General features: G+C 71.1%; 11 protein-coding genes. 3 read left to right on the top strand and 8 right to left on the bottom strand.

Features of this window, described 5'->3' with window-relative positions; genetic code table 11:
- Positions 1-147 precede the first annotated feature (147 nt).
- The 4 genes from smc to M8231_RS11290 form a co-directional block, all read right to left on the bottom strand.
- Entirely contained in the window at positions 148-3,585 is a 3,438-nt protein-coding gene (smc, locus tag M8231_RS11305) for a chromosome segregation protein SMC (protein WP_250201487.1), read from the bottom strand.
- 12 nt (positions 3,586-3,597) lie between these two features.
- Positions 3,598-4,194: a thioredoxin domain-containing protein gene (locus tag M8231_RS11300; protein WP_249749895.1), complete on the bottom strand. Its 597-nt coding sequence runs from the start codon at positions 4,192-4,194 to the stop codon at positions 3,598-3,600.
- An 8-nt stretch (positions 4,195-4,202) separates the two neighbouring features.
- A complete protein-coding gene (locus M8231_RS11295; RefSeq protein ID WP_250201486.1) occupies positions 4,203-4,847 on the bottom strand; it encodes a DsbA family protein in 645 nt (214 codons plus the stop codon).
- Between the two features lie 96 nt (positions 4,848-4,943).
- Positions 4,944-5,495 (bottom strand): DUF721 domain-containing protein, encoded by a 552-nt coding sequence (locus M8231_RS11290; protein WP_250201485.1) that lies wholly within the window; start codon positions 5,493-5,495, stop codon positions 4,944-4,946.
- Between the two features lie 20 nt (positions 5,496-5,515).
- On the opposite strand from M8231_RS11290, the gene mutY reads away from it, so the two are divergent.
- The 3 genes from mutY to M8231_RS11275 are packed head-to-tail and all read left to right on the top strand — an operon-like array spanning position 5,516 to position 7,076.
- Positions 5,516-6,568, top strand: coding sequence for an A/G-specific adenine glycosylase (gene mutY / locus M8231_RS11285; protein WP_250201484.1), 1,053 nt, complete (start codon positions 5,516-5,518; stop codon positions 6,566-6,568).
- A gap of 12 nt (positions 6,569-6,580) precedes the next feature.
- Positions 6,581-6,853, top strand: a complete 273-nt coding sequence (locus M8231_RS11280; protein WP_249749896.1) for a BrnT family toxin — start codon at positions 6,581-6,583, stop codon at positions 6,851-6,853.
- Entirely contained in the window at positions 6,813-7,076 is a 264-nt protein-coding gene (locus tag M8231_RS11275; protein ID WP_249749897.1) for a BrnA antitoxin family protein, read from the top strand. Before M8231_RS11280 ends, M8231_RS11275 begins: the two co-directional genes overlap by 41 nt.
- Here the strand turns inward: M8231_RS11275 and M8231_RS11270 are convergent.
- From M8231_RS11270 to M8231_RS11255, 4 genes are all read right to left on the bottom strand, one after another.
- Complete coding sequence (locus tag M8231_RS11270) at positions 7,073-9,220, bottom strand: amylo-alpha-1,6-glucosidase (RefSeq protein WP_249749898.1); 2,148 nt, start codon at positions 9,218-9,220, stop codon at positions 7,073-7,075. The genes M8231_RS11275 and M8231_RS11270 overlap by 4 nt on opposite strands.
- A gap of 135 nt (positions 9,221-9,355) precedes the next feature.
- Positions 9,356-10,471 (bottom strand): glycosyltransferase family 4 protein, encoded by a 1,116-nt coding sequence (locus tag M8231_RS11265; protein WP_249749899.1) that lies wholly within the window; start codon positions 10,469-10,471, stop codon positions 9,356-9,358.
- A 200-nt stretch (positions 10,472-10,671) separates the two neighbouring features.
- On the bottom strand, positions 10,672-11,763 hold the full coding sequence (locus M8231_RS11260) for a site-specific DNA-methyltransferase (RefSeq protein WP_249749900.1): 1,092 nt from the start codon (positions 11,761-11,763) through the stop codon (positions 10,672-10,674).
- 97 nt (positions 11,764-11,860) lie between these two features.
- The gene (locus M8231_RS11255; protein WP_250201483.1) at positions 11,861-13,948 is read right to left on the bottom strand and encodes a catalase; all 2,088 of its coding nucleotides are present in this window, start codon (positions 13,946-13,948) and stop codon (positions 11,861-11,863) included.
- Between the last annotated feature and the right edge of the window lie 139 nt (positions 13,949-14,087).

Raw genomic sequence — 14,087 nt, 5'->3', positions numbered from 1 at the left:
CGGGGGAGGGGGCGGACGCCGCAGGGGCGGCGGGCGTGGGAGAGGGATCGGGATCGCAACGGCAGCATCTGAGCGCCATCCGCCCCCTCCACCACGCTGCGCGCGGTCCCCCTCCCCCGTTCCGCTGCGCTTCTCGGGGGAGGATCGTCACGCGACCAGCGTCTCGGCCTGGTGCAGGTCCACCGAGACCAGCTGGCTCATGCCGCGCTCGGGCATGGTGACGCCGTACAGGCGGTCCATGCGGCTCATGGTGACCGGGTTGTGGGTGATGACGATGAAGCGGGTGTCGGTGCGCTTCCTCATCTCGTCCAGCATCCGGCAGAAGCGGTCGACGTTGGCGTCGTCCAGCGGGGCGTCCACCTCGTCCAGCACGCAGACGGGGGCGGGGTTGGCCAAGAAGACGCCGAAGATCAGGGCCGCCGCCGTCAGGGCCTGCTCGCCGCCGGACATCAGGCTCATGACCGACAGCCGCTTGCCGGGCGGGCAGGCGTAGATCTCCAGGCCCGCCTCCAGCGGATCGTCGCTCTCGACCAGCTTCAGCTCGGCCTGGCCGCCGCCGAACAGGGCCTCGAACAACGCCTTGAAGTTCTCGTTGATGACCTCGAAGGCGGCCAGCAGGCGCTCGCGCCCCTCGGCGTTCAGCTCGTCGATGCCGTCGCGCAGCTTGGCGATCGCCTGGGTCAGGTCGATGCGCTCGGTCTTCATGGCGCTGAGGCGTTCTCCGTATTCGACCGCCTCGTCCTCGGCGCGCAGGTTGACGGCGCCCAGGGCCTCGCGCTCGCGCTCCAGGCCGAACAGCAGGCTCTCGGCCCCGGCGGCGTCGGGGGGGCGGGCCACGGCGTCGTCGCTCAGCTTGCGCCCCAGGTCCTCGGGCGACATCTGCGCCGTCTCGCGCACGGTGGTCTCGGCCTCGGCCAGCTTTTCGGCGGCGGCTTCGGCGCGGGCGGCCAGGCCGGCGCGGGCCTCGCGCGCCTGGGCGGCGGCGGCCTCGGCGGCGCGGGCGGCGCGGTCGGCCTCGGTCGCTTCGGTCTCGGCTGCGGCCATGGCGTCGGAAGAGGCCCGCTTGCGCCGCTCGGCCTCGCTCAGCATGTCCAGCAGCCTGCCGCGCTGCTCGGCGAAGCCCTGCGGCGCGACCTCGGCCTGTTTCAGCAAGGCGGCGGTCCTGTCCGCATCCCGCGCCAGGGACGCCACGCGGGCGGCGCTGTCCTTCGAGCGCGCGATCCAGCCGTCGCGCGCGCGGGTCAGGGCGCCCAGCCTCTGTTCGCGGCTCTGCCGGTCGCGCGCCTCGGCGTCGCGGTCCGAGCGCGCGGTCTGGGCCGCGGTCCGCGCGGCCTCGGCGGCGCCGCGCGCGGCCGCCAGTTCGTCGCGCAGCCCGGCCAGGGTCTCGGACGGCGCCTCGACAGACTGGGCCGCGTCGAAGGCGGCCTGGGCCTCGGCGACCTCGACCGCCAGCCGGGCCACGGTGTCGTCCAGCGCCTGGGCGCGGGCCTCGCGCCGGGCCTGGTCGCGGGCCAGGGTCTCGACCCGGTCGCGGGCGGCGGTCGCGGCCTTGTCGGCGGCGAAGGGCGCAAGGCGGGCGGCCTTCACTTCGTCTTCGGCGGCCCGGAACGCCTCGGTGGCGGCCTTCTGCGCGGCCTGCGCGGCCTCCAGCGCCGGCCTGCCCTGGTCGATGTCGGTCTCCAGTTCGGCCAGCCGGGTGCGCTGGGCCAGGCGCACGGCGGCGGGGCGGGGCGCCTCGGCGCGGCTGACGAAGCCGTCCCAGCGATAAAGGTCGCCCTCGACCGTGACCAGGCGCGCGCCGGCGGGCAGGGCCTGGGCCAGACGCCCGACGTCGGCCCGGGGCGCGACGCCGCACAGGGCCAGGCGTGCGGCCAATTGATCCGGCGCCTGCACATGGTCGGCGAGCGGCTCCACGCCGGCGGGCCAGGCGGGCGTGGACGCCCGCGCTCCAGCCCAGTGCGCGGCGGCCTTCGGGTCCAGCGCGGCGTCCAGATCGTCGCCCAGAGCGGCGGCCAGGGCGGCCTCATAGCCCTTGTCGGCGCGAACCTTGTCCAGGGCGGGCGGGTGGTCGCGCTTGCCGGTGACCAGCAGCTGGGCCAGACCCCGCGCCTCGGTCTGCAGGCGGCCCAGCCGGTCCTCGGCGCTCCGCGCCGCGGTGCGGGCGTCCTGTTCGGCGCGGGCGAGGTCGCCGCGTTTCGCCTCGGCGGCCTCGACGGCGTCGCGCGCGGACGCCAGGTCGGCCTGCGCCGCCGCCAGCGCCTGACGCGCGGCCTCAAGCTCGGGCGTCTCCAGCGGGCCCAACGCCTCGCGCTCGCGCCCGGCCTGCGCGTGCTGGGCGACGACGCGGGCCAGCCGCGCCTCGGCGTCGCGTTTGCGGGCGGTCTCGGCGTTGGCGCGCGCCTCGACGGCGGCCAGGGTTCCGGCCAGCCGCTCGACCTCGGCGTCGGCGGCCTTGCGGGCGTCTTCCGCAAGCTGAAGCGCCGTGTCCAGTTCGGGGCCGCGTTCGGGGGCGGCGGCGATCTCGGCCTTCAGCCGGTCCAGCTCGTGGTCCAGCCGGTCCAGTTCGCGCCGGGCGTCGGCGGCCATGCCCTCCTCGCGTTCGGCGTCGGCGGCGATGCGGGCGGCCTCGGCCTTCAGCCGGTCCACCTCGGCGCGGGCGGCCTGTTCGGCCATGTCCAGGCGGTCGCGCTCCAGGCTGGCGCGGTGCAGCAGGGCCGAGGCCACGGCGTCCTCCTCCCGCGCGGGCTTCAAGGCCTCCTGAGCGGCCAGGGCGGCGGTCTGGGCGGCGGCGGCGGCGGTCGTGGTCTCGGCCACGGCCTGGTCGGCTTGGCGCAGTTCCGCGGCGGCGGCTTCGGCGGCGACCCTGGCGTCGTTCCAGCGGACGAACAGCAGCGCGGCCTGCAGGGCGCGGATCTCGGCGGAGATCTTCTTGTACTTCTCGGCCTGCCGCGCCTCGCGCTTCAGCCGGTTCAGCGCCGTCTCCAGTTCGCGGCCGATGTCGTCCAGCCGGTCCAGATTGGCCTCGGCCGCCTTCAGGCGCAGTTCGGCCTCGTGGCGGCGGGTGTGAAGGCCGGCGACGCCGCCCGCCTCTTCCAGGATGCGGCGGCGGTTCTGCGGCTTGGCGGCGATCAGTTCGGAGATCTGGCCCTGGCGCACCAGGGCGGGGGAGTTGGCGCCGGTCGAGGCGTCGGCGAACAGCAGCTGCACGTCGCGCGCCCGCACCTCCTTGCCGTTGATGCGGTAGGTCGAGCCCTGGCCCCGGTCGATGCGGCGCGACACCTCCAGCACCGGCGCGTCGGTGAAGGGCTGGGGCGCGCGGCGCTGCGCATTGTCGATGGTCAGCTGGACTTCGGCGTGGCTGCGCGGCGGGCGCCCGGCGGCGCCGGCGAAGATGACGTCGTCCATGCCCTGGCCGCGCATGGCCTTGGCCGAGTTGGCGCCCATGACCCAGCGCAGGCTCTCCAGCACATTGGACTTGCCGCAGCCGTTGGGTCCGACGACGCCAGTCAGCCCCGCCTCGATCTGCACCTCGGCCGGGTCGACGAAGGACTTGAACCCGACGAGCCGGAGGCGCTGGAACTGCATCGGCTCAGGGGGTCAGGGCAGCAGCGGCTCGATCGCCGCCGCCAGGCCGTCCAGCGTCGTGTCCTCGACCCGCTTGCCGTTGACGAAGAAGCTGGGCGTGCCGGTGACGCCGGCCGCCTGGGCGTCGGCGATCTGCGCGTCCAGCGCCGTCTGGGTGGCGGGGTCCTCGACGCAGGCGCCGACCTCCTCGGCGGTGCGGCCGCCGACGTCGATGGCGTTCAGGAACCAGCCGGCCGGATAGCGCATCAGGCGCGCCGCCTCCTGCTGGGCCATCATCAGCTCGATGGCGGCGAAGGCCTTGTCCGGCGCGACGCAGCGCGTGACCTTGGCCGCCAGGGTCGCCACGGGCGCCGGCGCGGTCGGCAGGTCGCGATAGACGAAGCGGACCTGGCCCGTGTCGACGAACCGCGTCTTGAACGCGGGCAGGACGGTGTTGGTCCAGGCGGCGCAGTGCGGGCAGGTCAGGGACGAATATTCGATCACCGTGACGGGGGCGTCCGCCGAACCCAGCGTCCGGTCGGCGGCCGTGACCGCCGCCGGCTCGGCCGCCAGCGCGGCGGCGGGCGCGGCGGCCAGCAGCGCCAGGCCCATCAGGGTCGAACGGATCATGCCGGTCTTCACTTGTTCAGTTCGGCGTCGATGGCGGTCGACAGGTCGGCCAGGCTGGCGCCTTCGCCGCCGGGGGTGATGACCTGGGTCCCGTTGACGTAGAAGGCCGGGGTTCCGGTCACGCCCTGGGCGCGGGCGGCCTGGATGCGCTGATCCATGGCGGCGATCGCGTCCTTGTCGGTGATGCACTGGTTGAACTGGTCCTCCGACAGGCCCGCCGCCTGGGCGGTGCGCAGCAGCCAGTCGCGCGGCGAGGTGGTGATCATCTCCTGCTGCGTCGCCATCAACTGGTGGACCACGTCGAAATATTTGTCGTCGCCGGCGCAGCGGGCCACCAGGAAGCCGGCCGTCGCGGCGTCGATCGGCGGGGTCGGCAGTTCGCGGAAGACGTAGCGGACCTTGTTGGTGTCGACGTACTTGGCCTTGAAGCCCGGCCAGGTGTTCTTCTGCCACAGGGCGCAGTGCGGGCAGGTGACGGAGGCGTATTCGACCACCGTGACCTTGGCGCCTTCCGGGGCGCCCATGGCCATGTCGCCCTCGGCCGCGCCCTTGGCGCCCCCGTTGCAGGCGGCGAGGGCCATCGTCGCCAGGGCGGCGCCGGTGATGGCGGCGCGGCGGCTCATGCGGGCGAAGCGGGATTCGGTCGAGGCCATGGGACGTCCTTGGTCGGAGCTATGACGGATGATCGCGCGATTCCCCCGGAACCACGCAATCCAAGACTTTTCGAGAACAGGTGCGGCGAAGGTTTGTCAATCGTCGCCCTTCGTCCGCGACATCGCCGCGCGGCCCAGCCGCGCCAGGGCGGCCTTCAGCGCCTCGGGGGCCTGGGCGATGGAGGCGGCCAGTTCCGCCTCGGCCGCGGCGGGCAGGGGGGCGGGCGTGCGGCTGGATTTCGGGCGCTGGGCCGGTTCGGCCAGCGGCTTGACCGGGCCCTGGGCGATCCGGAGTTTCCCCACCGCGCCCTCGCCCAGGAACAGGTTGACGCGGGCCAGGATGTCTTCCGACTGGTGCTGGACCAGCAGGGCCGCGGCGCCGGCGACGCGCAATTCCAAGACGCCGGGCTGGCCGCCCCGGCCCTTGGTCAGTTTCTGGGGGCGGGTGACGCGGGCCAGACGGTCGCCGACGATCTCGCGCCAGCGGGGCTCCAGGGCGCCGGCGCCGCGTCCGAACTGCGCGTCCAGCTTCTTGATCAGCGGCGTCAGCGCCTTGCCTGCGCGCGGCGCCGGGCGGGGCGCGGGCCGGGTGCGCCGTCGCGACAGGATCTCGCGGGCTTCGGCTTCTGTGGGCAGGACGCGGCGCATGGGCCTATATAGCCCGACCCATGCCGCCAGTCTCTCCCGACGTCGCTTCGATCCGGTCCCGGCTGCTGGCCTGGTACGACGCCCATGCGCGCGCGCTGGCCTGGCGCGCGCCGCCGGGCGAGGCGGGCGGGATCGACCCCTATCGGGTCTGGCTGTCGGAGGTGATGCTGCAGCAGACCACCACGGCGCACGCCACGCCCTATTTCCTGAACTTCGCCGCGCGCTGGCCGACCGTGCGCGACCTGGCGGCCGCCCCGGACGCCGAGGTCATGGCCGCCTGGGCGGGGTTGGGCTATTACGCCCGCGCCCGCAATCTGCTGGCCTGCGCCCGGGCGGTGGCGGGCGATCATGGCGGCGTCTTTCCCGATACGGAGGCGCGGTTGCTGGCCCTGCCGGGGGTGGGCGCCTATACCGCCGCCGCCGTGGCCGCCATCGCCTTCGACCGCCCGGCCAATGTGGTCGACGGCAATGTCGAGCGGGTCATGGCCCGCCTGTTCGCGGTGGAGACGCCTGTTCCGGCCGCGCGGCCCGAACTGAGGCGGCTGGCGGCGCGCTTCGTGACCGACCATCGGCCCGGCGACTGGGCCCAGGCGCTGATGGATCTGGGCGCGACGGTATGCCGGTCAAGGTCGCCCCTGTGCGGCCAATGCCCCCTCGCCGCCGACTGCGCCGGCTTCGCCTCGGGCGCGCCGGAGCGGTTCCCGCTCAAGGCGAAGAAGGCCGACAAGCCCCGCCGCCACGGCGTGGCCTGGGTCATCGTGGACGCGCGGGGACGGGTGGCGCTGGAGCGGCGGCCGGACAAGGGCCTGCTGGGCGGCATGCTGGGCTTGCCGACCAGCGACTGGTCGACCGTCCCCGAGGCTCGCACGCCGCCGTTCCCCGGCGATTGGCGCGACGCCGGGGCGGTGGAGCACGTCTTCACCCACTTCGCCCTGACGCTGCACGTGCGCACGGCGCAGGCGGCCCACCTCGGAGCCTATGACTGGCGGCCGGCGGCGGAAGCCCGCTCCGCCCTGCCCACCGTCTTCGCCAAGGCCCTGGATCGGGGACTGGCGCCGGCCTTATTTTTGTAGTAACAAATAAATGTGCGCATCACCTTCGATCCGGCCAAACGCGACCGAACCTTGGAAGCGCGGGGACTGGACTTCGCATCGGCGACGGAGGTGTTCGTCGGCGACCACCTGACGTTTCCGGATGAGCGCCAGGATTACGGCGAGCCCCGCTTCATCAGCGTCGGGCGCCTGGCCGGGCGGATGGTGGTGCTGGTGTGGACGCCGCGAGGCGACGCGCGGCACGTGATTTCTATGAGGAAGGCCAATGAGCGGGAACAGAGACGCTTCGAAGACCGCCTGGGTTGACCCGGACGACGCGCCCGAACTGGACGACGCCTGGTTCGAGAAGGCCGACCATTATCGCGGCGGAAGCCTGGTGCGGCGCGGGCGGCCGCGCGGGTCCGACAAGGTCTCCACCACCATCCGTTTCGACGCCGACGTGCTGGCCGCGTTCAAGAAGGACGGACCGGGCTGGCAAACGCGGATGAACGACGCCCTGCGCGACTGGCTGGCGCGCCGCGCGGCCTAGCGCAGGGTCCGCACCGATATCTGGCCGCGCGCCTTGCGCGGGATGACCACCGAGCGGCCGTCGACGCGCTGGATGGCCAGGTCGACGGTCGCGTCCCCGACCGTCAGGTCGCGGATCAGCAGCCGTTCCAGGCCGTCGGGCAGGACGGGATCCGCCATGTCGATGGCGCCGGTCCAGGCGTCGATCGACAGGCCCAGCGCCGCCTGCAGCATCAGGAACACCGACCCGGCCGCCCACGCCTGGGGCAGGCAGGCGACAGGGTAGGCGATGGGCGGCTCGCCCGGCGTCCGCGCGAAGCCGCAGAACAGTTCCGGCAGGCGCAGATGGAAGTGGGTCGCGGCGTCGAAGATCTCGCTCAGGATCTCGGCTACGGCGGCGCGCTCGCCGTAGTTGGCCATGCCGGCGGCGGCCATGGCGGTGTCGTGGGGCCAGACCGAGCCGTTGTGATAGCTCATCGGATTGTAGCGCGCCTGGCCCAGCTCAAGCGTGCGGATGCCCCAGCCGGTGCGGAACTCGGCCGACAGCAGACGCTTGGTGACCTTGCGGGCGCGCTCGGCCGAGGGCAGGCCGGTGAACAGCAGGTGGCCGGCGTTGGAGGCGATGGCGCGGCAGGGCTGACCGTCGCCGTCCAGGGCCACGGCGTAGAAGCCCTGGTCCTCCATCCAGTATTTTTCCTCGACCAGGGCGCGGACCTGTTCGGCCCTCATACGCCATTCGGGCGCGCGGTCGTCGTGCAGGCGCTCGCCCAGGTCGGCCAGGGCGCGCCAGGCGGCGAAGGCGTAGCCCTGGACCTCCAGCAGGGCGACCGGCCCCTTGGGGAAGCGGCCGTCGGCGTGGAAGATGGAGTCCTCGGAATCCTTCCAGCCCTGGTTCGACAGGCCCGTGTCGGCCCCGCGCTGATAGTCGATCAGGCCGTCGCCGTTGCTGTCGCCATAGTCGCGCATCCAGTCGGCCGCCGCGATCAGGTTGGGCCACAGCCTGCGGATCAGGTCCAGGTCGGCCGTGCGGCTGGCGTAGGCGCCGGCCAGGGCGATGAACAGGCAGGTGGTGTCGACCCCGCCGTAGTAGAGGCCGAACGGCACCTCGCCCAGGGCGCTCATCTCGCCGCCGCGCGTCTCGTGCATGATCTTGCCGGGCTGGCTGTCCTGGAAGGCGCTGGTCTCGGTCGCCTGGCGCGACGCCAGATAGGTCAGCACGCCCTTGGCCAGCGAGGGATCCAGCCACAGCATCTGCCAGGCGGCGATGATGCCGTCGCGTCCGAACGGGGTCGAGAACCAGGGCGTGCCGGCGTAGGGGTAGGGGCCGGTCGGCAGGTCGGTGGTCAACAGCGCCATGTCGGCCCGCGACTGGTCCAGCCAGTCGTTGAAGCGCGGGCTGCGGGGGCCGCGCACGGTCGCGCCCCTGCGCCGCTTGGCCCGCATGGCCAGGCGCGCCTGGATGGCGTTCAGCCGCCAGCGCGTCGGATCGGGCGCCTCGCAGCTGTCGACGCCGCATTCGACGAACAGCTCGACCTGGCGGCCCTTGGGCAGGCTGAACATGAAGTCGGCGCGCGTGGCGGTCAGGCGGGCGGGCGGCTCGGAAAAGGCCAGGCAGCTGCGCCGCTCGACCGCGTCCAGACCGGTGTAGCGGAAAGTGACGCGCCGTCCGTCCATCTCGGGCGGATGGATGGTTCCGCGCCGTGGGCGGGGCGTGCCGCGCACCTGGAAGATGTCGGCGAAGTCGGCCCCGAACTCGAACGACAGCGGCAGCAGGACGTCCTCGACGCCGTGGTTGGTCATCTGCACCCGCTCGAACATCCGCCGGCCCCACAGGAAGCGGCGGCGCTCGATGTGGAGCACGCCGGCGGGGGCCGAGCGGCCGCCCATCGGGGGCAGGGGACGGTTGGTGGTGTGGCACGAGAAGAAGACGTTGTCCTGGCTGACCCCCGACGACAGGCGCGAGGGGCGCAGCTGGCCCACGCTCATCACCCATCGCGACAGGGCGCGGGTGTCGCCGGCGAACAGCCCGTCGGCGCCGCCCCTCATGTCGCCCCAGCCGTCGGCGACCAGGAAGGTGTCGCCTTCCTTCAGCGCCATCAGCTGTTCCAGGCCTGACGCCTCGACGCTCTCGCCGGCGGTCAATTGGGTCGAATAGGCGTCGTCCATGCGGTCTTCCCCTTGTTGAAAGGCCGATACGAGCATTCCACCCGAATGCGGCGCTGAATGGCCGCTTGCCATGCAAATGAAGAAGGCGGCGGAGGGTTCACCCCCGCCGCCTGAATTTTCACCTCTGGCGGCCGGTCAGGCCAGGGCGGCGAAGCTTCGCTCCTCGTCCATCGGGCGAAGCGGGGTGACGACGTCCGGCAACGGCGTCTCGGCGAAGGGGCGCTTGGCCAGCAGATCGCCATAGACGTCCAGATATCGCCGCGCCATGGCGGTGGCCGAGAACCGCAGGTCAAACCGCGCGCGGATGGCTTCTCGGTCCAGCAGATGCGCGCGGCCTGCGGCGGCGACGGCCTGTTCCATCGTATCCACCAGGAAGCCGGTGGCCCCGTCCTCGATCACCTCGGGCGTCGAGCCGCAGCGGAAGGCGATCACCGGCGTGCCGCAGGCCATCGCCTCGATCATCACCAGACCGAAAGGTTCGGGCCAGTCGATCGGGAACAGCAGGGCGTCCGCCCCGCCCAGGAAGGCCGACTTCTGGTGGTCGCCGATCTCGCCGACGAACTCGACCAGCGGATTGCCGACGACCAGCGGCTGGATCACCTCTTCCCAGTACCGCTTGTCGGCCGCGTCGACCTTGGCCGCGATCTTCAGGGGCTTGCCCAGTTTGGTGGCGATCTCGATGGCGCGGTCGGGGCGTTTCTCCGGGGAAATCCGTCCCAGGAACGCCAGATAGCCCTCGGACTTGGGAGCGAAGCGATAGAGCTCGCCCGGCATTCCGTGGTGCACCGTGGCCTTCCAGTTGGCGAAGGACAGGGGCTTGCGCTGGTCGTCCGAGATCGAGACCAGGCCGTACTGGTTCCAGCGCTGATAGACGCCAGGCAGGTCCTTCATGTCCAGCCGGCCATGCAGGGTGGTGATGGTCCTGTCCGCATACTGACGGAACAGCGGGAAGTGGATCATGTCGGTGTGGAAGTGGATGACGTCGAAGTCGTCCGCCCGGTCCAGCACTTCAGTCAGCATGGTGATGTGGGCCGCCAGGTCCGACTTCAGCGGCGCCGGGTCCAGGCGGATCGCCTGGTCGCGCACGGGCACGAGCCGCGCCTTGGTCTGGGCGTCGGCGCTGGCGAACAGGGTGACGTCGTGGCCCAGGTCGACCAGGGCGTCGGTGAGATGGGCGACCACGCGTTCAGTTCCGCCATAGAGCCGAGGCGGCACGGCTTCGTACAAGGGAGTGACCTGGGCGATCTTCATGATGTGTGCTCCGGCCCCCGTCCTGCGCCAGGGGCTTGGATCACAATGATTTCGCACCTGCGAAGTTCCGTTGGGTCAGGACGAAATTTCGCAGGAGTTTCGGTGGGTTATGGCGAAGCTGAGTGTACGTAACCGCGCATAATCCGCCGTCGCCGGCGCTAACCCCTTGTTGTTGCTCATGCGACGGCCTGTCGCAGGGGTCAGAGCGTGGCGCGCACCTCGGCCCGCAGGGCGTCGATGGACTTGAACCCCTGATCCGTCTTGAAGCGCCAATAGGTCCAGCCGTTGCAGGCGGGCGCGTTCTCCAGCAGGGCGCCCAGCTTGTGGATCGACCCCGTCAGCGAGCCGTGGACCAGCGATCCGTCGGCCCGAACCCGCGCCTCGCGCTCGCCCTTGGGGCAATACAGGCGGTCGCCCGGATGCAGCAGGCCGGCCTCGACCAGGGCGCCGAACGGCACCTTGGGCTCGGCGCGCTTGGAGCCCATGACGGCCAGGTCCTCGGGGTTGGCCTGGATGACCGAGGCGATGCGGGTCTCGGCCACCTGGGCGTAGGTTTCGTCACGCTCGATGCCGACATAGTGACGGCCCAGCCGCTTGGCCGCCGCGCCCGTCGTGCCGGTGCCGAAGAAGGGGTCCAGCACCACGTCGCCCGGACGGGTGGCGGCCAGCAGCACGCGGTGCAGCAGGGCCTCGGGCTTCTGGGTCGGATGGGCCTTCTTGCCATCGGCGTCCTTGATCCGCTCCTCGCCGGTGCACAGGGCGAAGGTCCAGTCCGAGCGCATCTGGGTGTCTTCGTTGAAGGCCTTCAGGGCGTCGTAGTTGAAGGTGTAGCGCTTCTGGTCGCGCGACTTGGCGGCCCAGATCAGCGTCTCGTGGGCGTTGGTGAAGCGCGTGCCCTTGAAGTTCGGCATCGGATTGGACTTGCGCCAGATGATGTCGTTCAGCACCCAGAAGCCCAGGTCCTGGATCGCCGAGCCCAGGCGGAAGACGTTGTGATAGCTGCCGATCACCCAGATCGAACCCTCGGGCTTCAGGACACGACGGCATTCCGCCATCCAGGCGCGGGTGAAGGCGTCGTATTCGGCGAAGCTTGCGAACTTGTCCCAGTCGTCGTCGACCGCGTCGACCTTGGAATTGTCCGGCCGCAGCAGGTCGCCGCCCAGCTGCAGATTGTAGGGCGGGTCGGCGAAGACCATGTCCACCGAGGCGTCCGGCAGGCCTTTCAGCACCGCGATGCAGTCGCCGCGATGGATGACGTCCCTGGCCAGGACAGGTGTCTGCAAGTCGGACATGGAAACGCGGCCCCGTACAATGAGAGCCGCGATGGTGAATCCTTGTGGTTAAGGTGGCGTAACCGGCGCGACGGATCGCGCCGGTCGCTCCATCGCATCAGGCCAGCATGCGGACCTTGGGTTCGCGATCCCACTGTCGCGTGCGGGCCGGGGCCAGGAAGGCGTCGGCGTCGGCGGACAGGTCGACCACGCCCGCGTCCGGCTCGACGCCCGCCTTGTCCAGCAGGGGCTGGGCCTGGGGCGTGTGGCCGATGGCCTTGAGGTGGCCGAAGGCGTCCTTGGCGAAATCGACCGCCGCGCCTTCCTTGAGCAGATCGGCGCATCCCTCGTCGGACAGGACGATGGCGACCGCGTCGAACAGCACCGACGGGCTGCCGGCCAGCTGGCCGTCGGCGGCCAGAAGCTTGCCGCCCTTCAGCTTGGCGCCGCCGACCTTGGGCGCGACGATGAAGACCGAGCCGCCGTCGCCTTCGACCGCCGCGCGCACCGCATCGACGACCGCGCCGTCCGAACCGTCGGCGACCAGGATGGCGACCTTGCGGCCCTTCAGCGTGTCTGGATATTTGCCGACGATGCGCAGGGCCGGCGACGGCTCCAGGTCGATCGGGGCCACGGCGGCCTGCGACGCCTCGGGCAGCGGCAGGTTCAGGCCGTCCGCCACCCGCTGGGCCAGGGTTTCGTCCACGTTGCGCAGATTGGCCAGGATGCGCTCGCGCACATGGGGCAGCGACACCTTGGACAGTTCGAAGACGATGGCGCTGGCCAGGTGGGCCTGTTCGATCTCGGTCTGAGAACGGAAGAACAGCCGCGCCTGGCTGTAGTGGTCGGCGAAGGTCTCGGCGCGCAGGCGGACCTTTTCGCCCTGGACCGGAACAGGCGCGGTGCGGAAGCCGCCCTTGGGGTCCTCGCGCGGGCCGCCGTCCTCGCCGGCCTGAGCCAGGCTGTTGGGCTCATAGTTGGCGCGGCCCTTGAAGACCTGGGTCTGCATGTGGCCGTCGCGCTGGAAGTTCTGGAACGGGCAGCCCTTGGCCTGGTTGATCGGAATCTGGTGGAAGTTGACCGTGCCCAGGCGCGACAGCTGGGTGTCCTGATAGGAAAACAGCCGCCCCTGCAGCAGCGGATCCTCGGAGAAGTCGATGCCCGGCACGATGTTGGTGGGCAGGAAGGCGGCCTGCTCCGTCTCGGCGAAGAAGTTGTCCGGGTTGCGGTTCAGGGTCATGCGCCCGATGACGCGGATCGGATGGTCCTCCTCGGGGATCAGCTTGGTGGCGTCCAGGATGTCGAAGGGCAGGGCGTCGGCCTCTTCCTGGCTGAACAGCTGCACGCCCAGCTCCCACTCGGGGAAGTCGCCCTGCTCGATGGCCTCGAAGAGGTCGCGGCGGTGATAGTCGGGATCGGCGCCGGCGATCTTGACCGCCTCGTCCCAGCAGGTGGACTGCGTGCCCAGCTTGGGCCGCCAGTGGAACTTGACCAGGGTGGCGACGCCCTCGGCGTTCAGCAGGCGGAAGGTGTTGACGCCGAACCCTTCGATCATTCGCAGACTGCGCGGAATGGCCCGGTCGGACATGGCCCACATGATCATGTGGGTGCTCTCGGGCGTCAGGCCGATGAAGTCCCAGAAGGTGTCGTGGGCGCTGGCGGCCTGGGGATAGCCGCGGTCCGCCTCCATCTTCACCGAATGGATCAGGTCCGGAAACTTGATCGCGTCCTGGATGAAGAAGACCGGGATGTTGTTGCCCACCAGGTCCCAATTGCCCTCGCGGGTGTAGAACTTCACCGCGAAGCCGCGCACGTCGCGCGGGGTGTCGATCGACCCCGCGCCGCCCGCGACGGTGGAGAAGCGGGTGAACACCTCGGTCTTCTCGCCCACGGCCGTCAGGATCCGGGCGGTGGTGTAGTCCGACAGGCTGTCGGTCAGCTCGAACACGCCGTGGGCGGCCGAGCCGCGCGCATGGACGATGCGCTCGGGAATGCGCTCATGGTCGAAATGCTGAATCTTCTCGCGAAGGATGAAATCCTCCAAGAGGGTGGAGCCGCGCGGCCCCGCCTTGAGCGAGTTCTGATTGTCGCTGATCGGCGCGCCGTGATTGGTGGTCAGGCGGGCGTCGGGCGCCGAGGCGGTCTGATGAGTCTCGCCGCCGTCGCCGACATGGGACGCGGGGGCGCGGTCGGGGGTCTTGGCCATCGGGCAACCTTTTGGGAAAGCGGCGTCCACACCATGTGGCGCGCGTCTTCCTGCTAACGTCGCCGGATGACGATGGTTCTGCGCGAAGCCGCGCACAGCGGCGGGTCACAAAAAGTTCGTTTCCGGTCCGCCGCGCCCT

The organism is Brevundimonas albigilva (genome assembly GCF_023573565.1).
In the GTDB taxonomy this organism is placed as follows: domain Bacteria; phylum Pseudomonadota; class Alphaproteobacteria; order Caulobacterales; family Caulobacteraceae; genus Brevundimonas; species Brevundimonas albigilva.
Note: the sequence above shows the minus strand (reverse complement) of the source record. Positions and strands in the feature narration are given on the sequence as shown.